Here is a 26,628-nt window from a genome sequence, read left to right as displayed (position 1 = left end):
AGGAGATCCGGGAACTGTCGCGCGCAATACCGACAGTTCCCAGCGTCAAGCATAGTTAGAACGTTACGCTGGCGGTCAGACGCGCAGTGCGTGGCTCACCTACGTTTACCTGCAATTGGCCGGTACCTGTGTTGGACGGGTAGTACTCTTTGTCAAACAGGTTATCAACGTTCAGCTGTAAGCGGGTCTTATAATCCTTGGTTGGAAGATCCCAACGCAGGAAAGCATCGGCAACGGTATAGCTATCCATCCAGAAGCTGTTCGCGTTATCCCCCGGGCGCTCACCCACATAACGGGCGCCGCCACCGGCATGCCATTGGCCCGTTTGTTCAGGAAATGCAAGGTGGTGAGTGAGATACAGGCTCGCAGTATGCATCGGGGCATTGTTCAGACGTTTGCCTTCGTTGGTCGGGTCGTCGAGAATTTCGGTATGAGTGTAAGCGTATGTACCGATCAGATCCCAACGCTCAGCCAGCTTTCCAGTGACATCAAGCTCCAGGCCTCTTGAGCCTACTTTACCTGCCAGTTCCGCCACGGATACGCCATTGACGGTGGTTGTTGTGACCACGTTTTTCTTGACGATGTCGAACACCGCCACATTAACGTTCAGACGCTCCGAAGGGTTGTATTTGGCGCCTAACTCATAGCTGCGCCCCTTCTCAGGATCAAAGGTATTACCCTGATCATCGACGGTGTCGTTAGGTACAAACGACCGGCTGTAGTTGCCGTACAGTGACAGAGCTTCAGTCGGTTGATAAACAAGCCCGGCGAATGGAACGAAAGTGTCACCATTGTCGTCGCGGTTGACTTGAAAGCTGCTGCCCACCCCCTGATCACCGTACTGATCGTAATGCTGCTGACGTCCACCAAAAACCAGAATCCACTGGTCATTCAAATGCCAGTTGTCCTTGAAGTAAACAGAGGTTGAAGTCAGCTCATTGCGAGCATCGCTTTGTGTCGGACTGACAGTGCTGGGTTCAGCCAGCCGACCGTACTGCGGATCAGTGATATTGATTGCGCCACTGGCAATGTTCGCATTTCGATAAGTTTTGCCCCGGTATTTGTCGAGCGCCTCATTGTCCACGCCGACCAGAATGTCGTGACGCTGGCCAAACAATTGCTGCTCGCCGATAAAGTCGAGGCTGGTGTAGCGTGTTTCATAATCGTAATGTCCGCCATTCGCGGCACGTCGCAAGTTGCTGCCAGTCAACGTCACAGGCTGGGCAATCGCCAGACTATAGCGATCATTGTTCCAGCCATACGTCACCCGCGTCTTCCAGTCATCATTGAGCTGATACTCAAACTTCGCGGTAGCGGTTTCGCTGATGCCGACGGTCTTGGCCCAGCGCTCATCCAGACGATCCTTGTAGCTCGCAGCAGCCGGTTTGCCATTGGCGAAGACCGTACCGCGGTCGAACGGGCTGGAATAGTCGTTGTACTCATAAGCCAGCGTCAGCTTGGCGCGTTCGCCGGTCCAGCTCAGGGAAGGAGCCACCAGCGTGTGCTCATTGACCCCGTAATTGCGCCAGTAATCTTCGTGGCCGCGCTCGGCAACCAGACGATAGGCAAGCCCGGTACCTTCGACAGGCCCGGTGGTGTCGACGCTGAACGTACCGCCGCCTTCGCTGTAGCCGGAACCGGTGATGGTCGTGCTGCGGGTGTATTCAGGCTGCTTGCTGACAACGTTGATCAGGCCACCCGGTTCGATTGCGCCATACAGCAGCGACGCGGGACCTTTGAGGACTTCCACGTGGTCGGTGGTGGCCCCCAGGTTGTGCCCTACTACCGAACGGATGCCGTCGCGCAGAATGGCTCCGTCGTCGTTGGTGCCGAAACCGCGCTTGATCAACGCGTCCTTGGTATTGCCCAGCGTGTTGGATTGCGAAACACCGCTGACGAACTTCATCGCATCGTCCAGCGACTTGACCTGAAAATCATCCAGAGTCTGCTGGGTTACCACGTTGACTGACTGTGCTTCATCCCTGATCGGCACTTCTGACTTGCTTGCGGTACTGCTGGTGGAGCGAACATACGGGCTGCTTTCGATATCACCAGCGGCCTGAATGTCGGTGGCAGGCAGCTCGGTAACGGTGTCTTCAGCGTGAGAGAAGGCAGGCAGCAACACACAGCCGAAAGCCAGGGAAACGCAATAGGCGCGACGCATAGGGATGAACACAGAGGACAATTCCGGGCACTAATGGGAATTGTTATTATCTACGAACCGTTTCCAAATGTGTAGGCCTTTGCCTGTTGCCACAACGGACGGATCGTCGCAGGTGCCAGCGGTCTGGCTTATGAGAAAGCCGGGAAAATGTACGAATTGTGGTTGAGTATGCCTCTTGCCCGTCCAGCCGAAAAAACCTTCGCTATATGAATCCGCCCTTAAGGACAGAACAGTTTTGCCGATAGGCTTACGGCACCTACTCTCTTATTAAAGGCAGAGCGGGTCATCTCCCAACGTTCTTCGAACAATCTCTGCAGGACATGCCGATGAGCTGGCTTCATGATGCGAAACTGTCGACCAAACTGATTACCGCCTTCGGGCTTTGCGCATTTATCACCCTGGGTGTTGGTGTGCTTGGCAGCCGGGGTGTTTCTCAGCTCTCCGATAGTCTGAAACTGGTATTCAGCAACAACCTGGTGTCGGTGGCTAAAACTGCAGAGGCGAAAGCCAAAGCTGTGGAACAAACACGTGACATGTACCGCCTGTACGTCGCCACCAGCGCCAATGCGCCGCAGAACGAAAAAGATGAACTTCTGGCGTCCATGAAGGCTAATCAGCTGGCGAGCGAACTGGCCTATTCGACTTATCGCAAGACCCCCCTGGCCGATGACGAACGTCTCGCTGGCGACAAAATGGATAAGGACTGGCCGGTTTATCAGGAGTTGGTGCAAAAATTCGTAGCGCTCATGAAAGCCGGTGATCTTGAGGGCGGTCGCGCCTTGCTGCTCGGTGATCTGCAAAAAAATTACCGGATTGTCATGGACGAACTGACTCTCATGGTTGAATCCAACAATCGTCAGATCGGCGAGGGTGCAGCGGACGCCGACGCGATGGAGTCTTCGGCAAAGACTGCGCTTTACACCGGCATTACGCTGGCGTTCATTGCCGCCTTTGCTCTTGGCCTATTCATCAGTCGCCTGATCAGTCGCCCCATCGCAACAGCGGTGACCAGTGCTCAGCGCATTGCCAATGGAGACCTGACTCAGAACATCGCCAGCACCGGGCGTGATGAGGGTGGCCAGTTGCTGAGCGCGTTGAGCGATATGCAAACCAGTCTGAAAGGCACCATCCAGCAAATCGCCAGCGCCTCCGATCAATTGGCCTCGGCAGCCGAAGAGTTGACCACCGTCACCGATAACAGCAGCCGTGGCCTGGTGCGCCAGAACGACGAGATCCAGCAAGCGGCCACCGCTGTTACCGAGATGACCTCGGCGGTTGAAGAAGTTGCGCGTAACGCAGTGTCTACCTCCGAAGCATCCAGATCGACCAGCCAGCAAGCCACCAACGGTCGCGACAAAGCCCGAAATGCAGTGTCCGCCATCAACAATGCCACGACTGAAATCGCGGCCTCGACCACGATGGTCGAAGACCTGGCGGTACAAGTCCGTGATATAGGCAAGGTGCTGGATGTGATTCGCGGAATTGCCGAGCAGACCAACCTGTTGGCCCTCAACGCGGCGATTGAAGCCGCCCGTGCAGGCGAACAAGGTCGCGGTTTTGCGGTGGTAGCGGACGAAGTTCGCGCCTTGGCGGCCCGCACCCAGGCGTCGACCGGGGAAATCGAAGGCATGATCAACTCGGTGCAAACCAGCGCTGACCAGGCCGTTCGTGCCATGGGTAAAAGCCAGTCTCTGGTGACGGACACCCAAAGCCTGGCTCAGGCTACCGGTGAAGCACTGGAACAAATCGCTGAAGGCATTTCGCAAATCAACGAGCGCAACATGGTTATTGCCAGCGCCTCAGAAGAGCAAGCCAACGTGGCACGTGAAGTCGACCGTAACCTGGTCAATATCCAAGACCTGTCGACCCAGACCGCCGCAGGCGCAAACCAGACCAGCGCCTCCACTCAAGAGCTGTCGAATCTGGCGCTGTCGTTCAATAATCTGGTCAGCCGCTTCCGCTTATAAACCGTGAATCGGGCAGCGCGGCCTTGGCCAGCCGCGCTGCTGAAACCGGCAGGCGCTCAATGACGGCAATGTTGCTCTGCAACTGCTCCGTCGTTGAGGGTGTTGTGAAGCTCCCTCCACCGGCCATCGCCATCGGTCACGGTAACGTACTCCAAGGCACCGACGCTACTGATCGGCCCGACCGGTGCGGGCAAATCTTTTCCGGCCTGACGCATCTACGAACTCAAGCACAGCCGACATCAGACCGAAAAACCCTTTGTCGAAGTCGACCCTGTTCGGCCCTATAAAAGGGGCGTTTACCAGCGCATTGACTGCCCGCGGAGCTTTGCTGCGCTCAGGCATTGAGTGGAAGCAAATCAATGGACAGGATTAAACTCACCGCACTGACCTACGCCATCCAGGATTTTCAATGAAGTACAAGCTGAACGATTACAACGGCGTGATCATCGATCCGACGTCTTTTTCTTTTGAAAAAGCCGATCTTGACGCCGCCATCAAGGGCTTTCTGCTTTTCATGGAAACCGAAAAGAAGGGCCTGGCCTGGATCACCCTGCCCATCTCCCGAACCAGCAGTATCGAGCAGTTCGTGGCACACGGTTTTATCTTTCACAGCTGCCTGCCCGAAAGCCTCACGCTGGTTAGAAAGCCGCAGGAATCGACGTACGTGCCGTTTATTCCGACGCATATCGTCGGGGCCGGGGCAATCGTGATCAATCAGAACAACGAAATTCTGGTGGTCAGGGATCAAGGCTTTACGGGCTTTAACCTGCCCGGCGGCCACGTGGATCCGGGCGAGCGGATTCAGGACTCGATCGTTCGCGAGGTTCTGGAGGAGACCGGTATCGAGGTCAGCTTCGAGGCCATTCTTGGCTTCACCACCCGGCACCCTTATGAATTCGGCAAATCCAATATCCACTTTATCTGCCGCCTCAAGCCGCTGACTCAAGCCATCGACGTCATCGATACTGACGAGATCGCCGAGGCCAAATGGATACCCATTGAAAGCTACCTGGCAGACGAGAAGAACGGCCTGACCAATCGAGAAATCGTCAGCCAGATCGCTGAGAGCAATGGCCTGACAATCGCTGAGTTCCAGAACAACAGCGGCCGCTTCAAAAAGCAGGAAATCTTCATGGCGGTAGAAGCGAAGCTTTAAAACTGCAGCGCCGCGCATTCGCACGACCGGCTTTAACCGGGAGTGCGGTATTGCTGACGAGACAGATTTAGCGAATGTCCCGGCGCCTTCGCGGCTGAAGCCGCTCTTACGGAGTGTAAGTGAACGGTTAGGCGTCAGGATGCTAGCGCTGACGTGATGCGCTGCACTAACTCGGCTTCGACCAAGGCTTCATCCGGGCCTTCGTGAAAAACAGCGCAGGTCACGGCAGTCCCGCCGTGAGTGCAGCGATAAACCGCGATAACACTCACCGGCCCTACGCCGCTGTGGCCGCTCAATGTCAGGCCTCCCGCTACGCCGCCTTGCATCAGGCCCAGGCCGTAACCCGGAGTCAGCCATGGGCGCCCGGGTAGCGGGCCACCAAGGACAAGCGCAGCCTGCATTTCGTCTAATAACCATCGAGGCAACAGGTCGCCCGCCAGCAAACGATCCAGAAGCAGCGCCGCTTCTGCCAATGGCCCAATCAACAAACGGTGATAAACCCAGCCGGGGTCGTAGCCAGCGGCAATGCCCTGACACGCAGCCTGCATGTCTTCACCAGCGTTCGCCGAACGCGCCCGCGTAACTCCCAACGCAGACAACACGCGCTGAGCGAGTGCCTCTTCGAGCGAAAGCCCCGTCAGCCGCTCGATCAAGCGGGCCACGAACAGATAACCGACATTCGAATAACGCCAGCCTTCGCCGGGCGTGTAACGCAATCGACTGGCGTCCAGGCGCTGCAGCATTTCATCCGCAGGCCAGGCACGCTCGCCGCTGGCCACTGCGGTGTGGTACTCGGGCAACTCGCTGTAGTCTGCGAGCCCAGCCTGATGACGCAGTAATTGGCGCAGGGTAAACGGTCCTTCAGCCACCTGATCATCCAGCCCGACGAGGCCATCGCGAACCAGCGTCAGCGCTGTTGCGGCGAGGACCGTCTTGGTGAAGCTCCACCACGGGACTAATGTTTCAAGTGCATCAGGCGGTTCGGTTACAGCTGGGCAGCCGTTGGTGATGAGGGAAAACGACATATGTTCAATTTTTCTCGAAGAAGTCACTGAATGCTACCCGGTAACGCCATGAAAAGCAGGCACTCCTAAATCCCCCGGTAGGGCTGGCTTTAGCCGGGAGAGCGATATGTCTGACGATAAAAATGCGGCGTATGTACCAGCCTCCTCCTGGCTAAAGCTGGTACTGCGGGATTACAGATCACCGCAACGGTGTCAGTCGCAACGCAATTGCGTTTACTATCCCCCTCATTTACTCAGGAGCACAGACCATGGCAACAGCCTCTGCAAACATTCGTGTACCCGCATCCGCCGACCAGGTCTGGCAATTGGTGGGTGGTTTTCTGTCCCTGCCGGACTGGCTGCCGTTCATTGTCAGCAGCGAATCGTCTGAAGGCGGACGTGTTCGTACGCTGACCACCGCTGACGGCGCAGTGATCGTCGAAAAGCTGCAAACCTTCGACGAAGCCAACCGCACTTACAGCTACTCGATCGTGGAGGGTCCGTTCCCGGTGACGAACTATCTCGCGACCTTAGTGGTGGCTGCCGCGGGCGATCAGGAGACAATCGTTACCTGGTCCGGCAGTTTCACCCCCGACGGAATCTCCGACGCAGAAGCCGAAGCACTGTTTCAAGAGGTCTACGAAGGTGGTCTGGGCGCTCTGCAAGCCAATTTCTGACCACGGGAGGCCTGCGGAACTGAACTGACAGCGCTCGTTACCCTCAATATTGCTTCACTAAATGGCATTTCGCAGCACAGCGCAAAATCGCGCATCATGGGCGCGGTCAGTTCAAGGAGACATTAATGCGCGTTACTTTATCTTTTTTGCGTTTTGCCACCTTGTCACTGGGTTTGGTATTTACCGCCACCGCTGTGGCGTCGGAAGAGTCTCAACTGGTCGATTCCATCAACAATTTCCGCAACCAGTCACAGCGTTGCGGCGATCAGGTTTCACAAGAGTTGCCACCTCTCACTGTGGACACTCGTCTGGTGCTTTCTGCGACCAGCCCGGTGGATCTGCAGCAGGCCATGGCGCGCGCCACTTACCCGATGGTCAATGTGCAGGCGATCAGCCTGTCTGGTCCTCGGGATGCGCAGTCAGCCATGAATACTATTCAGGAAAGCTTCTGTCGGGTGGTGCTAGACCCACAGTTTGTCGACATCGGTGTCAGCCGCGAAGGCCGTGACTGGCGCATCGTACTGGCTCGGCCACTGCTGACTGCGCGTCTGGGAGACTGGCAGGCCGAGGGTCAAAAGCTGCTTGCGCTGATCAACGCCGCGCGAGCCAAGGCTCGACAATGCGGGGCTCAGGCCGTGGCCGCGACCACGCCATTGACCTGGAACCCGGCACTGGCGTCGGCAGCTGAAAACCACAGCCGGGGCATGGCCAACAATAATTTCTTCGACCACATGGATCGCGACGGCCGTATGCCAGGTGATCGAGCGGAGCTGGCCGGTTATTCAGGCCAGCAAATCGGCGAAAACATCGCAGCCGGACAAGGCAGCGTCGCCAAGGTTGTCGAGGGCTGGCTGGCAAGCCCCGGTCACTGCGCCAATCTGATGAATCCGGCTTTCAAAGAACTGGGCGCAGCGTATGCAGTGGACCCCAAGAGTGATGCGGGCATCTACTGGACGGGCGTGTTTGGCGCGCAGTGACGGGGTCTGTGGCCAGGCTGCTTTCATCAATCTGCCTTGTAGGAGCTTACGAGCACCGCGAGCGATTACGGTCTGCCTGATACACCGCTATCGCCGCCTCGCGGTGCTCGTGCGCTCCTTCAGGAATCGTCACTCAGTGACAGTGATAATCGCCAGTCTTGTGGTTGCGATGGCAACCCTTGGAATCGGTACCACCGCTGTGAGCCAGCGCGGTGACTGAGGCCATGGACAGGAACGCGACGATCACGACGGCAAGCAGCTTCATAGACAGTTCTCGGAGCTAAAACAGCGGGAATGGGATGAATAGGCGCAAAGTATGGCTCATTGATATCACCAATCATAGCCCACCGTTAATTCATGCCCAGCCCAGCGTTGCTGCTGTGATCAGCAAATACCGCATACCTTTGGCAAATGTGACGATCAACAGAAAACTCCACAGCGGTTCGCGCATTACTCCTGCCACCATCGTCAGTGGATCGCCAATGATCGGCACCCAGCTCAACAGCAACGACCAGCGTCCGTATCGCATATAGAAGCGTTGGGCTTTTTCCAGGCTGGTTTCGCTGACCGGGAACCAGCGCTTATGGCGAAACCGCTCCACCGAGCGGCCCAATAACCAGTTCAGCAATGACCCAAGCACGTTGCCAAAGGTCGCGACCAGCAGCAGCGCTGTCGCTGTGTAATGCCCGGAAAGCAGCATGCCCACCAGCACTGCTTCGGATTGCATCGGCAATAGCGTCGCCGCACCGAATGCAGCGAGGAATAACCCGAGGTAGCTGGAAATTTCAAACACTCAAACACAGCCCGTTCAAAGGATCATCACAAAGCCCTGATCAATTCCTTGATCCTGGACGCCAGTGCCTCGAGCGCGAAGGGTTTGGTGAGCACTTCGGTCAGCGGCTCAAGGTGGCATTTGTCGAGCACCGTGGTTTCCGCGTAGCCCGTGATGAACAATACCGGCAGGCCCGGTCGGCATTGCCGCCCGGCATCGGCCATTTGCCGGCCATTGATGCCACCAGGTAATCCGACATCCGTCACCAACAGATCGATTCGCACGTCCGATTGCAGAATGCGCAACCCGGCCTGACTGTCAGCGGCTTCGATGGCCACATAGCCAAGACTGCTCAGCACCTCAGTCACCAGCATGCGGACCGATGACTCGTCATCGACCACCAGAACCGTCTCACCCTGCCCCGTCAAAACTGCATTGCTGACGGGTAGTGGAAACTCCGGAGGATCTATTTCCCGCGCATGACGTGGCAATTGCAGGCAAACCGTCGTGCCCTGATCAACCTCTGAGCGAATCCTTATCTGGCCGCCGGACTGCCGGGCGAAGCCATAGATCATCGACAGCCCAAGCCCGGTACCCTCGCCCACCGGCTTGGTCGTAAAAAATGGTTCGAAGGCTTTGGCCGCCACTTCGGCGGTCATGCCACAGCCGCTATCAGTGACACGAATGCTCAGGTACTCGCCCGCCTGCACTTCGGGATCAAGGTCATGGCTTTCATCCAGGCATTCATTACGTGTCTCAATCAAAATCCGACCGCCATGAGGCATGGCATCCCGAGCATTGATACAGAGGTTGAGCAGCGAATTTTCCAGCTGGGCCGGGTCAATCAACGCAGTCCAGAGATCTGCGTCAGCACGCACCTGTATGTCGACGGAAGGCCCGACGGTACGACGGATCAGCTCTTCCATGCCCATGATCAACGTATTGACGTTGGTTGGGATGGGCGCGAGGGTCTGACGGCGCGAGAACGCCAGCAGCCGGTGAGTCAGCGCCGCCGCCCGCTGTACCGCCCCCTGAGCCACAACCAGATAGCGATCCACATCGGCAACGCGCCCCTGACCCAGGCGCATCTGCATCAATTCCAGGCTGCCGGAAATACCCGCCAACAGGTTGTTGAAGTCGTGTGCGATTCCCCCCGTGAGCTGCCCGACCGCCTCCATTTTCTGCGACTGACGTAGCGCTTCTTCAGCCACCTCGCGCTCGATGATAGCTTCGCGGATACGTTGCTCCAGGGTCAGGTTAAGGTCCTGTACCGCTGCTTCGGCCTTTTTCCTGGCCGTTACATCAATGGACGAGCCGATCAGCCCGATGACCTCACCCGTGTCACTAAACAGTGGCGCCTTGACCGACAACCAGGTCGCTGCTGAGCCGTCAGCGAGTCTGACCTGTTCTTCTACTTGCTCAGACACGCCACCATTCATGATCCGCTGATCGGTGGCCATGATGACCCGAGCCTGATCCTTGTCCTCAAGATAATCGAGGTCGGTTTTACCGATATAAAACTCGGGAGGTTTGCCGATCAGCTCTGTGGTGCCACGGTTTGCAACCAGCATGCGCCCCTGGCGGTCCTTGGCATACACAACGCCAGGAACCGCGGCCGTAAACGTGCGTAACAGCGCGGTAATCCGGTCGCGTTCAGCTTCAGCTTCGCGACGCAGTTCGATATCCAGAAGCACGCCGAGAAAGCGCGTCGGTTTGCCCTCCTGATCAAACTCGACCCGGCCTTTGGCCTCCAGCCAGCGATAAGTGCCGTCGCGATGCAGCACACGGTATTCGCATTTGAAAACGCCGCCACGCAGCAAGGTCAGACCGATTTCGCTTTCCACGCGCGCCCTGTCGTCAGGGTGGATGGAGGCCGTGACCTTCTCCAGCGGCAAGCCTTCTACGGCCTCCTGTGGAGTCAAACCAAACGTAGCGGCATATCGATCATCGCCAATGACGTGGTTGTCCTGCACATGCCACACCCAAGTGCCGATGATCGCATCGGCATCCAGTGCGAGCTGCAACCGCTCGGCCGCATCTTTTGCCGGAAACTCAATCGCTCCGCTGTTATCCGGCCCTTCGTCCTTAAAATCGCTGCTCATGCCCAACCATGCTTATCGTGATACCGAGGCCCTGGCGGGCGATTGCGCTGAATGGTGCCGATGCGGGCGAGCTATTACAAGCCGTTGCAATGACTAGGCGCTCAATCGGGAAATAACGTCGTTCAATCCGACGGACAAACCGTGCAGATCATGGCTGGCCGCCTGGGTGCGTTTGACGTTGTCCTGATTGGTGCTGGCGATCGCTGTGATTTCGGTGAGATTGCGCGATATATCCTCAGCCACTGACGTCTGCTCTTCAGCCGCCGTAGCGATTTGCCGGTTCATGTCGCGAATCGCCTCAACGGCGGTGGTGATACGGTTGAGCGTGGCGCTGGCATTACTGACCTGCTCGACACTCTCTTCGCTACGACTCTGGCCGCCTTGAATTGCGATTACCGCGTCGCTGGCACCGGTCTGCACCGAGTTGATGATCTGGTTGATCTCGGCAGTCGACACCGCCGTGCGTTGCGCCAATGTGCGCACTTCGTCAGCCACCACTGCAAAGCCGCGTCCGGCTTCACCGGCTCGCGCAGCCTCTATAGCCGCGTTCAACGCCAGCAGATTGGTCTGATCCGCGATACCGCGAATCACTTCGAGCACCTTGCCGATACGCACGCTGTCGGTTTCCAGCCGCTGAATCACATTGGCGGTATTGCCGATTTCACTGCGCATCAGATTGATGGTGCTCATGGTCGACTGCATGACCTTGTCACCTTCCCGCGCATGGTGATCCGCATCATCAGCAGCTTTGGCTGCCTGAGCCGCATGCCGGGCGACTTCCTGTGCCGTTGCCGACATTTCGGTCATGGCCGTCGCGACCTGGTCGGTGCGCTCGAACTGCTCGTGGGTGCCTTGAGCCATAAGCGTCGCAATAGACTTCAGCTCGTTGCCTGCAGTGTCCAGATCCGACGTGCTGCGCTTGAGCCTGTTAAAAGTATCCGCCAGAAAATCCCGCAGGATATTGGCCGCGACCGCCAGATGACCAAGTTCATCCTGACGCGTGATATTGACCCGCTCGCCGAACTTGCCTTGACTCAACTGCGCAACGTAGTCGATCAACATGCGGATTGGCGCGATCAGGTTGCGGTTGACCACCCACCATGTCAGCACACCGACCAATAGCGCGGAAGCCAGCATGATCAACGCCCCCAACAGAATCGTCCGGTCGGCCGCGTTGCTGATCAGCACTGACTGCTCGCCGCTGATCTTGCGCAGGCTGTCTACCAACTGACTCATCTGCTCACTGGCGGCACGGTCGACGCCTTTCACCGCGACATCACCGGCTACCGGATCGCCACCCGCCGCAACAAATGCGTCGCGGCCCTTGCGATAAGCTACACCCAGAGCTTTGTGTTCATCCCTCAGCTTCTGCACCTGGGTCAGCGTCGAAGCCGGAACACCCTCTACCAGTGCGAGCTTCCCGAGGGATTCCTGAACCTGACGTTCCTGTTCCTCGAACTGCGCCCAGAACTTGTCACGATCGGCTGGCAACTTGCCACGCAGCAAAACGTTCTTCCACTCCTGCACCTGAATCTTGAACTCAAGGTTGGCCTCGTCGACCAATTGCGACGCATGCACCGGACCTTCGAGCAAGCCGCGGTAAGACTGGACGTTATTGGAAAGGAACTGGAAACAAGCCAGCGCAATCAGCAGCACCAACACCAGACTGCCACCCAGCATGCCCAGAATCTGGAGTCGAAGGGATTTAGCCATTGAACGAACACCTCGGGGGGGAGGATCTGCGGCGGCGCGCAGACCAGAAAATTTCGACTTCCTTGTGCAAGCGTTACGGACGAGAGACTCGTAACGTGCCTGTCTGCGCATCGGCTTGAGGGGCGGGTTCTTGAGGGCCGCTGATCGTGTTGAGTGGTATCACGAGAATTATGTAAACGAGCGTCGAAGCTCTTTTTGGAGACCCGCAACTGAGAGCTCTTCTCAACCAAACACAAACCGTTGAATTGAAAGACCCAGCTGTAGGAACTGCCGAAGGCTGCAATGGCGGTGCGTCAGGTTTAACGCTATCGCAGCCTTCGGCAGCGCCTACAGAAAATGAATTTCGATCAGTCCACCTGCCCAAACACCTGACTCGGCCGCCGCAACGTCGGGTCAAAAGGGTTGATCCTTGCGCTGATCACTGCCGCCTCTCGCTTGAGTAACTCCACCACGGTCAACAGCCGATCGGGCCCAAGGCGGTCGCTGATGGTGGCGACGCTGAGGGCGGCTACCGAGCGGCCTTCGCGGTCGAATATCGGGACTGCGAGACCGGCCATGCCCGGCAGCGCGCCGGTGTTGCGTGCGGCGTAGCCGAGGCGGCGGACGTTTTCCACTTCTGAGCGCAGGAACACTTCGTCATAGAGATGGAAGTCTTTGAGGCGTGGCAGGTTGTAGCGGATGACGGTGTCGCGCTCTTCTTCGGGCAGGTACGCGAGAATGGCCAGGCTACCCTGCCCCACGCCCAATGCAACGCGCCCGCCGATATCACCGGTGAAGGTGCGGATCGGGTAAGGGCCTTCGCTGCGATCCAGGCAAACAGCATCGAAACCGCTGCGCGCCAGCAGGAACAGTGAGTCGCCCAAAGATGCCGAAAGACGCAGCATGCTCGGGCGGACCACGTCGCGCAGGTTGCTGGTCTTGCCTGCTTTGGCTGCCAGAGCGAAGAACTCGATGCTTAGCCGATAGCGTTTGCTGCGCTGGTCCTGTTCGACCATGCCTTCATCCATCAGGCTGCGCAGCAGGCGGTGCGTGGTGGGCTGCGAGAGGCCGACTTGCTGGGCGAGTTGGGTGACGCGCTCGCCCTCTTCGGAGCAATCCCCCAGGCAACGGAGCACCGCAAACAGCCGCGAGACTGCACCCACACCGGTATCCTTTGAATTTTCATTCCGCTCAGTGGAATTCATATGATCACTTTTCGATAACTAATTCATTGAACGAAAGAACTGAAAGAAATATATCGTCCAGTGAAATTCACCCTTTCGCCCATCCTAGTCTTCGTCTTAATCTCAGTCCACAGGGCGATTTGAACAAAACCTGGTAGCCGACTCAGAGCGAGCACCAACGTCCACAGCAACTGCAAAGCTTTCATTTCGCATCTGCCCATAACAAAAACGCACTGCAACGCTGTGCGTGATGAAAAGGTGGAACGCAGCTATGGCTTTTTTGCAGCTTGAAGGTCTCTCCAAACGCTACGGCAGCATCGACGCCGTGGTCGCCACGAATCTGGCAGTGGAGAAAGGCGAATTCGTTTCTCTGCTCGGCCCGTCGGGCTGCGGCAAGACCACTACCCTGCAAATGATCGCCGGCTTCGTTGATGTCAGCGACGGGCGCATCATCCTTGATGGCCGTGACATCACTCACGCCAAACCCAGCAGTCGCGGTCTGGGGGTGGTGTTTCAGAGTTACGCCCTCTTCCCTCACATGAGCGTTGCCGACAACGTCGCCTTTGGCCTGCGCATGCGTAAAGTGCCAGCGGCGGATATTCAGCGCCGGGTGGCTACGGTGCTGGAACTGGTACGCCTGAGCCAGCACGCCCAGCGTTACCCGCGTGAACTGTCAGGCGGTCAACGGCAACGGGTTGCACTGGCAAGAGCGCTGGTGATTGAGCCGCCGGTGTTACTGCTCGATGAGCCACTGTCCAACCTCGACGCCAACCTGCGCGAAGAGATGCAGTTCGAGATTCGCCGCATTCAGCGCGAAGTCGGCATCACCACGTTGATGGTGACTCACGACCAGGCAGAAGCACTGTCCATCAGTGACCGCGTGGTGGTCATGCAGGCCGGGCGTATCACCCAGATTGACGAGCCATACAAACTTTATGAACACCCCCGTACGCGGTTCATTTCGGGCTTCGTCGGCAAGGCCAACATGCTGCCCGGTGATCTGGACAACGAGGGCTGTGCTCAAGTGCGGCAGACACCGGGCGACGGTGCGCTGACCCTCAGCCTTCGTCCGGAAAAGATCGATCTGGTGGCCGCTGGCACCGGGCGTTTGCAGGGCAAGGTCATCACCCGTTACTTCCTTGGCAGCCAATGGCTGTACCGCATCGAAACCGCGATCGGCGAGTTGACCGTGGTGCGCCGCAACGACGGCGATGCGCCCATGGAAGAAGGCACGGCGGTGGGCATGGATTGGCCCGCCGGTTTGCTGCGCGTACTGGATGCCGACGAGGTGCACCCATGAGCCTGCTGGCCGATATGCGCCGCGGCGGGCGCGGCTATTTACTGTCGGCACCGGCACTGGTGATGTTCACTTGCCTGCTGCTGGTCCCGCTGGCACTCACGCTGATCCTGTCTTTCAACGTCTTTGACTATGAAGTCGGGGTTAAAAGCGACTCTTATACCCTGGCCAACTATGGCGAGGTGCTGACCGATTCGTACTTCTACGAAATCTTCCTGCGCACCTTCTGGATCAGTGCGCTGGTGACCTTGCTGTGCGTGGTTATCGGGGTGCCTGAAGCCTATATTCTGAGCCGCATGGGCACGCCCTGGCGTTCGATCTTTCTGATTCTGATCCTCACGCCGCTGTTGATTTCCGTAGTGGTGCGCGCTTTCGGCTGGAGCCTGTTGCTCGGTGCCGATGGCCTGATCAATCAGGGCATACAAGCGCTGGGCGGCCAGCCAATCAAAATGCTTTACACCCCTTTCGCCGTGATCATTGCACTGGTGCACGTGATGCTGCCGTTCATGATCATTCCGATCTGGACCTCACTGCAGAAACTCGACCCTGCGGCTGAGCAGGCCGCGCTGTCCCTCGGCGCGAGTCAGGCCAAAGTAATGCGCCTGGTGGTGTTGCCTCAGATCATGCCGGGCATGTTGTCCGGCACATTGATTGTTTTTGGCTTGTCGGCAAGTTCCTTCGCGATCCCCGGCCTGCTCGGCGGACGCCGCCTGAAGATGGTTGCCACGGTGGTCTACGACCAATACCTCTCCGAGCTGAACTGGCCCATGGGTGCGACCATTGCGGTGGCGCTGTTGCTGGTCAACCTGCTGGTCATGCTGTCCTGGAACCGCATGGTTGAAGGCCGCTACAAGAAAACCCTGGGGGAATGAACCATGTCTAAAAACGGTCCTTTGGCCCTGTCGTTTCACGCCTTGGTCGTGGTATTCATGCTCGCGCCACTGGTGGTGGTCTGCCTGGTGGCTTTCACGCCAGAAAACACCCTCAGCTTGCCGACCTCAGGTTTTTCCCTGCGCTGGTTCCGGGCGATCTTCGAGCGTGCCGACTTCATCGACTCATTCTATAACAGCCTGATTCTGGCGTTTGTTGCCGCTACGCTGGCGACGATTATTGCCGTACCGGCAGCGCTGGCGATTACCCGTCATCAGTTTCCAGGGCGCAACTTCCTTAACGGGTTGTTTCTGTCGCCGATCATCATTCCCCATCTGGTGCTGGGTGTCGCGATGCTGCGGTTGTTTGCGCTGATGGGCGTCAACGGTAGCTTCTTCTGGCTGACCCTGGCCCATGTGGTGATCATCACGCCTTACGTGCTGCGCCTGGTGATTGCCGCAGCCATCGGCATCGACCGCAGCGCCGAACAAGCGGCCGAATCACTGGGCGCCAGCCGCTTCACGCTGTTCCGCAAAATCACCTTGCCGATGATTCTGCCTGGCGTGGCCGGTGGCTGGTTGCTGGCGTTCATCAATAGCTTCGACGAGGTGACGCTGTCGATTTTCGTGACTTCGCCTTCGACCCAGACGCTGCCGGTGCGCATGTATGTCTACGCCACAGAGTCCATCGACCCGATGATGGCCGCCGTTTCCGCGGTTGTTATCGCGTTGACCGCGGCCACCATGATCATCCTCGACCGGGTTTATGGCCTGGATCGGGTGCTGGTCGGCAAACATTAATCCGAGGCCTGGAGCGCGAACCTCATGGCATTGCTCAAACGTTTGGCCGAACAAGACCGCCCGGCGCTGGCCTTCACCCTTGACGGCCAGCCTGCCAGCGGCCTGCAAGGCGACACCTTGCTCACGGCGGTATTGACCAGCAGCGACCACTTGCGCGGCAGCGACTTCAGCGCTGAACCCCGCGCCGGATTTTGCATGATGGGTGCGTGCCAGGATTGCTGGGTGCGCCTGGGCGATGGTCGCCGGGTGCGCGCCTGTTCGACGTTACTTGAAGGTGGACAAATCGTCAGCCGTGATCCGGGACGGCAGCTATGAATACGCATACCGCGCAATCAGTGGTGATCGTCGGTGCGGGGCCTGCGGGCATTCGCGCTGCGCAAACCTTGCATGCTCATGGTGTAAAAGCCTGTTTGCTGGACGAGGGCCTACGGGGCGGCGGACAGATTTATCGCCGTCAGCCTGAAAACTTCCGCCGTGATCCAAAAGCGCTGTACGGCTTTGAAGCGGGCAAGGCCGTCGCCGTGCATCAGACCCTTGATGCTTTGGCGTCGCACATTGACTATCGTCCGCAAACGCTAGTGTGGAACGCCGAAGAACAGCGACTCGATACCCTGCAGGAAAACCGTGCAGGGAGCATCGACTACAGCCATTTGATCATCGCGACCGGTGCCACCGACCGCATTCTCCCGGTGCCCGGCTGGACGTTGCCCGGCGTCTACAGTCTGGGCGCGGCGCAGATTGCCTTGAAGTATCAGGGATGTGCCATTGGCGAAAAAGTGGTGTTTGCCGGGAGTGGCCCCCTGCTTTACCTGGTCGCGTATCAATACGCCAAAGCCGGCGCGAACGTGGTTGCAGTGCTCGACAGCGCGCCCTTTTCCGCTCAGTGCCGCGCCCTGCCCGCGCTGTTGGGTCAACCGCTGACCTTGGCCAAAGGTTTGTATTATCGGGCCTGGCTGACCGCCCATGGCATCGCCGTGCATCAAGGCGCGACGTTGCAACGCATCGACGGTGACAAGCGCGTCAACGCCGTGCAGTGGCAACGCAACGGCACCTTACAAACGCTGCATTGTGATGCCGTGGCTTTTGCTCATGCGCTGCGCAGTGAAACGCAATTGGCAGACCTGCTCGGCTGCGACTTCCAGTGGAGCGCGCTTAACCGTGCCTGGCTTCCTGTTTGTGACAACGCCGGGCGAAGCAGCATTGCGGGGGTTTATCTTGCAGGTGATGGCGCCGGAATCATGGGCGCTGATGCCGCAGAAATGGCCGGCGAGCTGGCCGCGTTGACCTTGCTTGCCGACACTGGGCAAAACATTGATAGCGGACGCAGTGAGCATTTGAAAAACAAACTGCAGAGCATCCAGCGCTTTCGGCACGGGCTGGAAACAGCGTTCCCCTTTCCCGTTGAGTGGGCCGCCAAGGTTGCTGACGAAACCATCATCTGCCGCTGCGAAGAAGTGAGCGCCGGTGATATTCGTACCGTCGTCGAAGAAGGTCACTGGGAGATCAATCGGGTCAAGGCCATGTGTCGGGTCGGCATGGGACGTTGCCAGGGCCGGATGTGCGGGCTGGCGGCAGCGGAAATCGTCGCGCACTGCAGCGGGCGGGAACTGCAAGGCATTGGACGGCTGCGTGGTCAGGCACCGATCAAGCCTTTGCCGTTTGGCGTGGAGGCGCAGTCATGAGCACCGTGATTGAAAGCGATGCGCTGATCATTGGCGGTGGCATCGTCGGCGCGTCAGCCGCTTTGTTTCTGGCGTTGAAGGGCAAACGCGTGACGTTGCTTGAACGTGACTTCTGCGGCTCGCACTCCAGTGGCGTCAACTACGGAGGCGTGCGCCGTCAGGGTCGGCCGTTGAGCCAATTACCATTGTCGCAACGGGCTCATGGCATCTGGAGCGGCTTGCGTGAACTGATTGGCATCGACGGCGAATACCAGCGCTCCGGGCATCTGAAACTGGCCCGCAGTGAAACCGACATGAACGCCTTGCGCGCTTACGCCGAAGCCAGCCGCGACTTCGGACTGGACCTGCAATTGCTGGATCGCGAGCAGTTACGCGCGCGCTTTGCCTGGGCGGGGGATGTCGCGGTGGGCGCGTCCTTGTGCGCCGACGACGGCCACGCCAACCCCCGTCTGGTTTCCCCGGCATTCGCCCGGGCGGCCAGGCGAGCGGGTGCGCAAATCTTCGAACAAGCCAAGGTGGATGACGTCAGCCACGACTGCCAGGCATTTGTGGTGCGCACGGCCAACGGCCTGAACCTGCGTGCGCCATGGTTGCTCAACTGCGCGGGTGCCTGGGCCAGCGATCTGGCTGCGCAATTTGGTGAGCCGGTGCCGATGGTATCGGGCCACCCGGCCATGTTGGTCACTGAGCCACTGCCGATGTTTATGGACGTCAGCACAGGTGTCGAGGGCGGTGGAATCTATGCCCGGCAAGTCGCCAGAGGCAATTGCGTACTCGGCGGCGGTCAGGGCTTCGCGCTGGACCTGGCCCGCGCCAGGCCGGGGCAAGCCACCGTACTGGAGATCCTGCGCAATGCGGTCGAGCTATACCCGCCGTTGGCCGGTGCCCAGGCGATTCGCACCTGGAGCGGCACCGAGGGTTATTTGCCGGATCGCGAGCCGGTACTCGGCCCGAGCATGCTGCAACCAGGCCTGCTGCATGGCTTCGGTTTTGCAGGTTCCGGCTTCCAGATCGGCCCCGCTGCCGGCGAAGCCCTCGCCGAGTATGTATGCACCGGCCAGTCAACGATTGCCCTGGATGCTTTTTCCATCCGCCGTTTTCAACCCACTGCCCACCCCTGTAAAACCGTTAACCATTGATTTCATCACTTTGCACAGAGGAAGGTCGCTGCAATGAAGAACGTAAAACGTATCGCATTTACCGGCTTGTCATGTCTGCCCCTTGCGGTGTTACTGGCCTCTTCCCCGGCCCACGCCGCCACGACCCTTTATCTGGGCATGAACGGCGGCACCATGGAGCGTCTCTATGCCGATCAGGTGTTGCCTGCTTTCGAGAAAGCCAACAACGTCAAAGTGGTGATCGTGCCGGGGACCTCTTCGGACATCCTCGCCAAGGTTCAGGCCAGCAAAGACAACCCGCAGATGCACGTGATGTTCCTTGATGACGGCATCATGTATCGGGCGATTTCCATGGGCTTGTGCGACAAGTTGCAGCCAAGCCCGTCGCTGGCCGATCTGCCGGCCAAAGCGAAGATCAAGGATGAAGCCGCTGCGGTAAGCCTTGGTGTGACCGGGCTTGCCTACAACACGAAAATGTTCACTGAAAAAGGCTGGGCAGCGCCGACCTCGTGGATGGATCTGGCAGACAAGAAGTTCAAGGAGAAAGTGGTGTTTCAGTCCATGGCCTCCTCCACTTTCGGGTTGCATGGGTTCCTGATGTTCAACCGCATTCAGGGCGGCAGTGAAACGAACGTGGAGCCGGGCTTCAAGGCCTGGCCGAAAACCGTAGGCCCGAACGTGCTGGAATACATCGCCAGCTCGGCGAAGATTTCCGAGATGGTGCAAACCGGTGAAGCCGCGCTGTTCCCGCTCACGCCCACTCAGGTAACGGCGCTGAAGATCAAAGGCGTGCCCGTCGAGTACGCACCGCCGAAAGAAGGTGGCGTGGTGCTTAACGTGGCCGAGTGCGCCATCGCTAAAAACGACCAGCCGGAACTGGCGCAGAAGCTCGCGGCTTACCTGTTGACGCCAGAAGCGCAGGCGCCAGCGCTGGAGTTCGGGGACCAGATCCCGTCCAACCCGAAAACCCCAACCACTGACAAGACCAAGGGTCAGGTTGAGGCGATGAACAAGTACCTGGAAACCGCAGTGACCATTGATTGGGATCAGGTCAACCAGACCCGTCCAGAATGGAACGCGCGCTGGAACCGGACTGTAGAGCGGTAGTTAAAACGCCCGGCCACCTCGTCCTTGTAGGAGCTCACCGAGGTCGCGAGGCCAGCGATAGCGGTCTGTCTGACACTCTGTGATCGCTGCCCTCGTAACCTCGGTGGGCTCCTACAGGGCCGTGCTTGCCCGTGAAATACCTTTAATACCAAATGTTTCAACTATCCCGCCCCTAAGCAGTCACAACCCTATCGCCCCGTATTTGCGGGGCCCCGTTGTGAGAACACAGGCCGGATGAGTTTCATTCTTTGCATGACTGTACTGGGCGCGTTGCTAATGATGCTCGCGCTGACTTCCTCTTATTTGCGCTGGCTACCCGTCACGACGTCGGCTGTGTGCCTTGCGTTCGGCTTTGCCATTGGCCCTGCCGGGCTAGACATGCTGGATCTGGATTTCCGCGATGCGTCCAGCTGGCTGGAACGTCTGACCGAAGCCGCCGTGTTGTTTTCATTGTTTAGCACCGGGATCAAGTTGCGCCTCCCATTGAACAGCAAGGCCTGGCATTCAGCTTACTGGCTGTCCGGCCCTGTAATGCTGGCGACCATCGCTGGCACCGCGCTGGCAGCGCATTACTTGTTCGGGCTGTCCTGGGGTGTTTCGATCCTGTTGGGCGCCATGCTCTCGCCCACTGATCCGGTGCTTGCCTCGCTGGTTCAGGTCAACAACGCTCAGGACTCTGATCGTTTGCGCTTCGGTTTGTCAGGTGAAGCGGGACTGAACGACGGCACCGCCTTTCCATTCGTGATCTTTGCCCTGCTTTTTCTGACCCATGGTTCCGGTGACATCAACTGGATACAGCACTGGGCAATAAAGAATCTGCTATGGGGTGTGCCCGTGGGACTGCTGATCGGCTACGGCCTGGGTCGTGGCGTCGGGCACTTGATGATTTATCTGCGGATCAAAAATGCCGACAGCGATACCTCCCCTAATGACTTTCTGGCCTTGGCATTGATTGCCATTGCTTACGTCGTCGCGAATGGCTTGGGCGCGTTTGGCTTTCTGTCGGTGTTTGCCGCGGGCCTCGGCCTGCGACAGGCAGAAGCGCAGATTACCCAGTCCGACGTCCCGGCCGAGCATCTGGCACAACCGGTCATAGGCCATATGAGCGGCAGCATTGAGCGCACCACTGTCGCGGAAAAAGAGGATCTCAGTGAATCGCAATTGGCGGCGGGGGTCATGATGGGCGATATGTTGGCCTTCTCTAGCCTGGTTGAGCGCTCGATGGAGGTGCTGTTGATCACCCTGCTCGGCGCATCGCTGGCTTTATATTGGGATTGGCGTGCAGTCGGTCTGGGGCTGGTGCTTTTCTGCATCATCAGACCCTTGGCGGTATGGCTGCTGATCAGCAAACGGTTGCTCAACAAACGTCAGAAGGCACTGGTCGGCTGGTTCGGCATTCGTGGGATCGGCAGCCTGTTCTATCTGTGCTTTGCCCTCGGTCACGGGTTACCGGATGACGTTGTGCGGGTCAGCATCAGCCTGACGTTGTCAGTCGTAGCACTGAGCATTCTGTTGCACGGTGTCAGCATTCAGCCGCTTTTGGAGCGCTATGAGCGCAGTATGAGCAAGGAACAACGCTGACTTACACTCGTTTAAATGTTTTTGAAACCATTGTGAACCATTCATTCAAGGGGCAGCCCAATCTTCAACGACGTGCATTTGCATGAGTAAATGCTTTTTGCCTCGCGACGTAACTGGCGAGTTCCGAGCCCACGTTTGCGTCACCCGTTTGAAAGGCAGGAATGAAGAATGCGCATCCTCCTGATAGAAGATGATCCGATCCTGGCGATGATTGCGGCCGCCACGCTAGGTGCTGAACATGAAGTGATCGGCCCCGCACACGATGTGTCCCACGCGCTGGAACTGGCTGGTGAACAACGGGCAGACATCGCCTTCGTGGATATCAATCTGGGAGGCAATGACGAGGGTATCGCACTGGCTCGCAGGCTGCTGGACCAGCATGGCCTCAGCTCGATGTTCATCAGCGGCCAGATTCTGACCGCCAGAGCCAATGCAGACGCCGCACTTGGCCTGTTGCGCAAGCCCTACGCTCCGCAGGATCTTGCGCTGTGTGCACAGGTGGCCCGAGCATTACTGGATGGTCAGTCCCTCGCCAAGCTACCCGCTCATAATGCCTTGGAGATATTCCATACAGCCCGGTCACGATTACCTACGGTCAGCGTTAATGAAATCCGAACCTGAGGAGAAGAATCAGCCGGCGACCCTCGGTGAGATTGAGTTTCGCGAATTGGCTGACCACGCTCCAATCATGATCTGGCGCGCCAGAAGCGACAAGCATTGTGACTGGTTCAACAAACCCTGGACTGATTTTACTGGCAAGAGCCAGCAGCAATTGTGTGGCTATGGCTGGAAAGATGACATTCACCCGGACGATCTGGACGATTGCCTCGTGGCTTATCACCAAGCGTTTGACGAGCGGCTGCCGTTCAAACAGCCTTACAGGGTCAGACGCCATGATGGCCAGTACCGCTGGATGCTGGACAGCGGCGCACCGTTTTACCGTGACGGCCAGTTTGCAGGTTACTTCGGCAGTTGCGTTGACATCACCGAACAGCGAGAGATGGCCGAGAATCAGCAGGCACTGCTCGCAGAACTCAATCACCGTGTTAAAAACAACCTGCAGTTAATCATTAGCCTGCTGCAACTTTCCAGCCTGCGCGCCCAAGGTGATGAAGCCAGAAATCTGATGCAGTCAGCTATCGCGCGTGTGGTAGGCATTGGCGCGGTTCAGGAGCATTTGCATCGCAATAGTCTGAACCAGGTCGATCTCGCGCAGTTACTGCCTGATCTGGCACGAGGCTTTATCGCGACCCAGTACGGCAAGACCATTGCGCTCAGCCTTCACACCCATCCGGTCCTCGTCCCGCTACAAATTGCATCCAACCTGGGCTTGATTCTCAACGAGCTACTGGACAATGCAATCAAGCATAGCAATGGCGAAGGTATCGAACTGCACATTGAGCCATTGGATGCGGCATCGGCGCGGATCTGCATGTGTGATCAAGGACCGGGGTTCAGTGATGAAGTCTTGAACGCCTTCTCCGCTTCTGGCACGCCTTTAGCCTTGAGCCTTGTCGATGCGCTGTCGAAACGCTGCGGCGCGACCGTGCAGCGCAGTAACAAACCGCTCGCCACAGGTCATGGCGCACAGGTGGAACTCATCTTGAAGCTGGATACCGCGCAGTGACAGGGGCGGCGAATACCCTTACTACACGTGGCCTGCAGGCCGGTGATTGAGTCTATCGATCACCTCATCGGAACAAGCGATTGGACTGCGGCAATTCGACTCAGTAGCTTGCTTACTAATTCGGTGGGCAAGCTCAGCTTGCCCGCATTGCCCGCATTGCCCGCATGCGACCGCGCTGTACCGCGCACCACTCGTCTCTGAGCAAGCCTCGAATCACCCCTATGAACAACAGGAACCTGCCAACATGCCGTGGCGCATGTTGCGCAATCAGACCGGACGCTAAAACCCCGAATATTGACTGATGACTGTCAGCCGTCGCGTGCCCGCACGCGCTCGCGAAGTCGCTTCACTAGAGCCATGATTATGTCCGTGAATACCCCACAACAGATTGCTGAAATGACCGTCGAAGCAGGCGTGAAGAAAGCACACCTGCCCATGCTTTCAGTGCTGATTCTGGGCTTTCTGGCAGGCGCTTTCATCTCTCTGGGTTTCCTGCTGGATATCCACGTCAGCACTATGATTCCCGCGCAGTGGGCCTCGTTCGGTAATCTGCTGGGCGCAGCCGTGTTTCCCATTGGGCTGATCCTGGTCATTCTCGCCGGCGGCGAACTACTGACCGGCAATATGATGAGCCTGCCAATGGCGATGTTTGCAGGGCGTATCAAACTCTCGGCGGTAGCGCGCAACTGGTTGCTGGTGACATTGGCCAATCTGCTGGGTGCGTTGTTTGTAGCGTTTTTCTTTGGTCACCTGTTGGGTTTGACTGAAGGCCCATTCCTGGCGAAAACCGTCGCCATTGCCACCGGCAAAGTCAGCGCCGATTTTGCGCAAGCGTTCATTTCCGGTATTGGCTGCAACTGGCTGGTTTGCCTGGCGGTGTGGTTGTCCTACGCAAGCAAGGACGTTGCAGGTAAGATCCTCGGCATATGGTTTCCAGTGATGGCCTTTGTGGCCATCGGTTTCCAACACGTTGTGGCCAACATGTTCCTGATTCCGGCGGCAATATTTGCCGACGCACTAAGCTGGAGTCAGTTCGTGGACAACTTCGTCGCGGTATTTTTGGGTAACGCCGTGGGTGGCGCAGTGTTCGTGGGTCTGGCTTATTACGTTTCTTATGGCAAAACCATGACATCGGCCGATAACCCTGTAGCATCGACCGCCAGCTCGCAAAAAGTATGAAACTTGCCCGGATCAGTGCTGTTATATGACTGTTGGAGAATGTGTTGAGAAGGTGGAAATGTCAGACCGTATCCTGATGGACAGCTTTGCACGCAAGGTCGATTACCTGCGGATGTCAGTGACAGACCGTTGCGACTTCCGTTGCGTGTATTGCATGGCCGAGGAAATGACTTTTCTGCCGCGCCAGCAAATTCTGTCGCTTGAAGAGATTTATCAAGTTGCTGAACAGTTTGTAGCCTTGGGCACGCGCAAGATTCGTCTGACCGGTGGCGAGCCGCTGGTTCGGTCCGGAATCGTCGGGCTTTGTCAGCAGATTGCCGCCCTGCCCGGCCTGCGTGAGCTGTGCATGACCACCAATGGCTCGCAACTGGACAAACTCGCCCAGCCGCTGTTCGACGCTGGCGTGTCCCGCCTGAACATCAGCCTGGACAGCCTCGATCCGGCGCGCTTCAAGGAAATGACCCGTACCGGTGACCTGAGCAAAGTCATTGCCGGGATCGACGCCGCCAACGCAGCCGGTTTCGTCCATACCAAGCTCAACTGTGTGGTGATGCAAGGCCGCAACGACAATGAGATCAACGATCTGGTCGCCTTCGCCATCGACCGCAAGCTGGATATCTCCTTCATCGAAGAAATGCCACTGGGCATCATCAGCGATCACAGCCGGGCCGAATCTTTCTACTCCAGCGAGCAGGTGCGCGAGCGCATCGCCGAGCGCTATACACTGATCAATTCCACCGAATCCACTCAAGGGCCATCGCGTTACTGGCGACTGGCTGAAGCGCCGGATATCCGTATCGGCTTCATCTCCCCCCACAGCCACAACTTCTGCGCGACCTGTAATCGGGTACGGTTGACCGTTGAGGGGAGATTGTTGCTATGTCTGGGCAACGAGCACTCCGCAGACCTCAAGGCTGTGCTGCGCGCCAATCCCGGCCAGCCGGAAAAGCTCGAGAAAGCAATTGTCGATGCCATGCAGCTCAAGCCCTGGAGCCATAACTTCAGCGTCAACGATGAAGTGCAGGTGGTGCGGTTCATGAATATGACGGGTGGATAGTTAAGCCTGTTGAGCCTGTGGGATCTTGCCCAAGCGCGAAAAAATGGAGACTCTATGGTTATCGGCAAGTTGACGTGGGACCGGCTTTAGCCGGGAAGGCGGTATTTCTGACAAGGAATATGGAGTGCCTGCCCCGGCCTCTTCCCGGCTAAAGCCGGTCCCACGTCACACCGTTCCCCATGAAAAGCAGCGCATTGACCACCCTACCCCTGCTTAACCATTCCTTCGAACGCCTCTTCAATCGCACTGACATTACTCGGCCGTACCAGACGGCTGAGTTCAACGCCGTCGCGCATAAAGATCAGCGTCGGCCACAGTTTGATTCTGAATGAACGTCCCAGCGGTCGTCCGCTTCCGTCTTCGATTTTCAGATGGCGTACACCGGGGTAGTCTGCCAGCACGCTGTCGACCAAGGGCTCGGCGGCTTTGCAGAAGCCGCACCAATCGGTGCCGAACTGGATCAGGGTCGCACCCGGATAGGCATCGACTTCAGCACGGCTCGGGGCCGTTGTAGCGTATGGCTCATTGCTCATAGGTAAGTCTCCGGATACTGCAAATGCATCTTGACCACGCTTTCGTGATCAATCTGTCACGTTTGAGCGGTGGTGTATGGCG

24 protein-coding genes and 2 pseudogenes are annotated in these 26,628 nt (G+C 57.9%); 17 read left to right on the top strand and 9 right to left on the bottom strand.

What is annotated here, in order from left to right:
• Positions 1-55: 55 nt before the first annotated feature.
• Positions 56-2,164: a TonB-dependent siderophore receptor gene (locus tag AUC60_RS17800; protein WP_087270341.1), complete on the bottom strand. Its 2,109-nt coding sequence runs from the start codon at positions 2,162-2,164 to the stop codon at positions 56-58.
• Between the two features lie 326 nt (positions 2,165-2,490).
• Here AUC60_RS17800 and AUC60_RS28685 point away from each other — a divergent pair, with 326 nt between their 5' ends.
• Complete coding sequence (locus AUC60_RS28685; RefSeq protein ID WP_087270338.1) at positions 2,491-4,131, top strand: methyl-accepting chemotaxis protein; 1,641 nt, start codon at positions 2,491-2,493, stop codon at positions 4,129-4,131.
• On the opposite strand, the pseudogene AUC60_RS28585 reads toward AUC60_RS28685, so the two are convergent.
• Positions 4,112-4,267, bottom strand: a pseudogene (locus tag AUC60_RS28585) (hypothetical protein); the annotation flags it as partial. The gene AUC60_RS28685 and the pseudogene AUC60_RS28585 overlap by 20 nt on opposite strands.
• Before the next feature lie 14 nt (positions 4,268-4,281).
• Here AUC60_RS28585 and AUC60_RS28160 point away from each other — a divergent pair.
• Together AUC60_RS28160 and AUC60_RS17790 are read left to right on the top strand one after the other, a co-directional pair.
• A pseudogene (locus AUC60_RS28160) lies at positions 4,282-4,468 on the top strand (sigma 54-interacting transcriptional regulator); the annotation flags it as partial.
• 72 nt (positions 4,469-4,540) lie between these two features.
• Positions 4,541-5,287 carry an NUDIX hydrolase gene (locus tag AUC60_RS17790; protein ID WP_087270335.1) on the top strand — a complete coding sequence of 249 codons (747 nt, stop codon included), beginning with the start codon at positions 4,541-4,543 and terminating at the stop codon, positions 5,285-5,287.
• A 134-nt stretch (positions 5,288-5,421) separates the two neighbouring features.
• On the opposite strand, the gene AUC60_RS17785 is transcribed toward AUC60_RS17790, so the two are convergent.
• The gene (locus AUC60_RS17785) at positions 5,422-6,312 is read right to left on the bottom strand and encodes a serine hydrolase domain-containing protein (RefSeq protein WP_087270332.1); all 891 of its coding nucleotides are present in this window, start codon (positions 6,310-6,312) and stop codon (positions 5,422-5,424) included.
• A gap of 248 nt (positions 6,313-6,560) precedes the next feature.
• Between AUC60_RS17785 and AUC60_RS17780 the strand changes: the two genes are divergently transcribed.
• Both AUC60_RS17780 and AUC60_RS17775 read left to right on the top strand, forming a co-directional pair.
• Entirely contained in the window at positions 6,561-6,968 is a 408-nt protein-coding gene (locus tag AUC60_RS17780; RefSeq protein WP_087270330.1) for an SRPBCC family protein, read from the top strand.
• A gap of 125 nt (positions 6,969-7,093) precedes the next feature.
• A complete protein-coding gene (locus AUC60_RS17775; RefSeq protein WP_087270327.1) occupies positions 7,094-7,945 on the top strand; it encodes a CAP domain-containing protein in 852 nt (283 codons plus the stop codon).
• A gap of 133 nt (positions 7,946-8,078) precedes the next feature.
• Here AUC60_RS17775 and AUC60_RS27675 read toward each other — a convergent pair whose 3' ends face one another.
• The 5 genes from AUC60_RS27675 to AUC60_RS17755 form a co-directional block, all read right to left on the bottom strand.
• Positions 8,079-8,210 (bottom strand): YHYH domain-containing protein, encoded by a 132-nt coding sequence (locus AUC60_RS27675; RefSeq protein WP_122395202.1) that lies wholly within the window; start codon positions 8,208-8,210, stop codon positions 8,079-8,081.
• A gap of 90 nt (positions 8,211-8,300) precedes the next feature.
• Positions 8,301-8,738, bottom strand: coding sequence for a YqaA family protein (locus AUC60_RS17770; protein WP_087270324.1), 438 nt, complete (start codon positions 8,736-8,738; stop codon positions 8,301-8,303).
• A 26-nt stretch (positions 8,739-8,764) separates the two neighbouring features.
• On the bottom strand, positions 8,765-10,819 hold the full coding sequence (locus AUC60_RS17765; protein WP_087270321.1) for a hybrid sensor histidine kinase/response regulator: 2,055 nt from the start codon (positions 10,817-10,819) through the stop codon (positions 8,765-8,767).
• A gap of 93 nt (positions 10,820-10,912) precedes the next feature.
• Positions 10,913-12,532, bottom strand: coding sequence for a methyl-accepting chemotaxis protein (locus AUC60_RS17760; protein WP_087270318.1), 1,620 nt, complete (start codon positions 12,530-12,532; stop codon positions 10,913-10,915).
• 347 nt (positions 12,533-12,879) lie between these two features.
• Entirely contained in the window at positions 12,880-13,716 is an 837-nt protein-coding gene (locus tag AUC60_RS17755) for an IclR family transcriptional regulator (RefSeq protein WP_087270315.1), read from the bottom strand.
• A 250-nt stretch (positions 13,717-13,966) separates the two neighbouring features.
• On the opposite strand from AUC60_RS17755, the gene AUC60_RS17750 reads away from it, so the two are divergent.
• The 12 genes from AUC60_RS17750 (at position 13,967) to moaA (ending at position 26,013) form a co-directional block, all read left to right on the top strand.
• Positions 13,967-14,995, top strand: coding sequence for an ABC transporter ATP-binding protein (locus tag AUC60_RS17750; protein ID WP_087270312.1), 1,029 nt, complete (start codon positions 13,967-13,969; stop codon positions 14,993-14,995).
• Positions 14,992-15,864: an ABC transporter permease gene (locus AUC60_RS17745; protein ID WP_087270309.1), complete on the top strand. Its 873-nt coding sequence runs from the start codon at positions 14,992-14,994 to the stop codon at positions 15,862-15,864. Before AUC60_RS17750 ends, AUC60_RS17745 begins: the two co-directional genes overlap by 4 nt.
• A gap of 3 nt (positions 15,865-15,867) precedes the next feature.
• Positions 15,868-16,662: an ABC transporter permease gene (locus AUC60_RS17740; protein WP_087270306.1), complete on the top strand. Its 795-nt coding sequence runs from the start codon at positions 15,868-15,870 to the stop codon at positions 16,660-16,662.
• Between the two features lie 24 nt (positions 16,663-16,686).
• On the top strand, positions 16,687-16,977 hold the full coding sequence (locus AUC60_RS17735) for a (2Fe-2S)-binding protein (protein ID WP_087270303.1): 291 nt from the start codon (positions 16,687-16,689) through the stop codon (positions 16,975-16,977).
• Entirely contained in the window at positions 16,974-18,344 is a 1,371-nt protein-coding gene (locus AUC60_RS17730; protein ID WP_087270300.1) for an FAD/NAD(P)-dependent oxidoreductase, read from the top strand. The genes AUC60_RS17735 and AUC60_RS17730 overlap by 4 nt, the downstream gene beginning before the upstream one ends.
• Before the next feature lie 5 nt (positions 18,345-18,349).
• Positions 18,350-19,483, top strand: a complete 1,134-nt coding sequence (locus AUC60_RS17725) for an NAD(P)/FAD-dependent oxidoreductase (RefSeq protein ID WP_087270443.1) — start codon at positions 18,350-18,352, stop codon at positions 19,481-19,483.
• A gap of 33 nt (positions 19,484-19,516) precedes the next feature.
• On the top strand, positions 19,517-20,569 hold the full coding sequence (locus AUC60_RS17720; RefSeq protein ID WP_087270297.1) for an ABC transporter substrate-binding protein: 1,053 nt from the start codon (positions 19,517-19,519) through the stop codon (positions 20,567-20,569).
• Positions 20,570-20,803: 234 nt separating this feature from the next.
• Complete coding sequence (locus tag AUC60_RS17715; protein ID WP_087270294.1) at positions 20,804-22,150, top strand: cation:proton antiporter; 1,347 nt, start codon at positions 20,804-20,806, stop codon at positions 22,148-22,150.
• Between the two features lie 168 nt (positions 22,151-22,318).
• Positions 22,319-22,771: a response regulator gene (locus AUC60_RS17710; protein WP_087270291.1), complete on the top strand. Its 453-nt coding sequence runs from the start codon at positions 22,319-22,321 to the stop codon at positions 22,769-22,771.
• Entirely contained in the window at positions 22,755-23,777 is a 1,023-nt protein-coding gene (locus AUC60_RS17705) for a sensor histidine kinase (RefSeq protein WP_158099133.1), read from the top strand. The genes AUC60_RS17710 and AUC60_RS17705 overlap by 17 nt, the downstream gene beginning before the upstream one ends.
• A gap of 363 nt (positions 23,778-24,140) precedes the next feature.
• Positions 24,141-24,956: a formate/nitrite transporter family protein gene (locus AUC60_RS17700; protein WP_087270285.1), complete on the top strand. Its 816-nt coding sequence runs from the start codon at positions 24,141-24,143 to the stop codon at positions 24,954-24,956.
• A gap of 58 nt (positions 24,957-25,014) precedes the next feature.
• Positions 25,015-26,013, top strand: coding sequence for a GTP 3',8-cyclase MoaA (gene moaA, locus AUC60_RS17695; RefSeq protein ID WP_087270282.1), 999 nt, complete (start codon positions 25,015-25,017; stop codon positions 26,011-26,013).
• Positions 26,014-26,216: 203 nt separating this feature from the next.
• Here the strand turns inward: moaA and AUC60_RS17690 are convergent, their stop codons facing one another.
• A complete protein-coding gene (locus tag AUC60_RS17690; RefSeq protein ID WP_087270278.1) occupies positions 26,217-26,546 on the bottom strand; it encodes a thioredoxin family protein in 330 nt (109 codons plus the stop codon).
• Between the last annotated feature and the right edge of the window lie 82 nt (positions 26,547-26,628).

This window comes from Pseudomonas caspiana (assembly GCF_002158995.1).
Taxonomy (GTDB): domain Bacteria; phylum Pseudomonadota; class Gammaproteobacteria; order Pseudomonadales; family Pseudomonadaceae; genus Aquipseudomonas; species Aquipseudomonas caspiana.
This window is presented reverse-complemented; position numbering and strand designations above follow the sequence as displayed.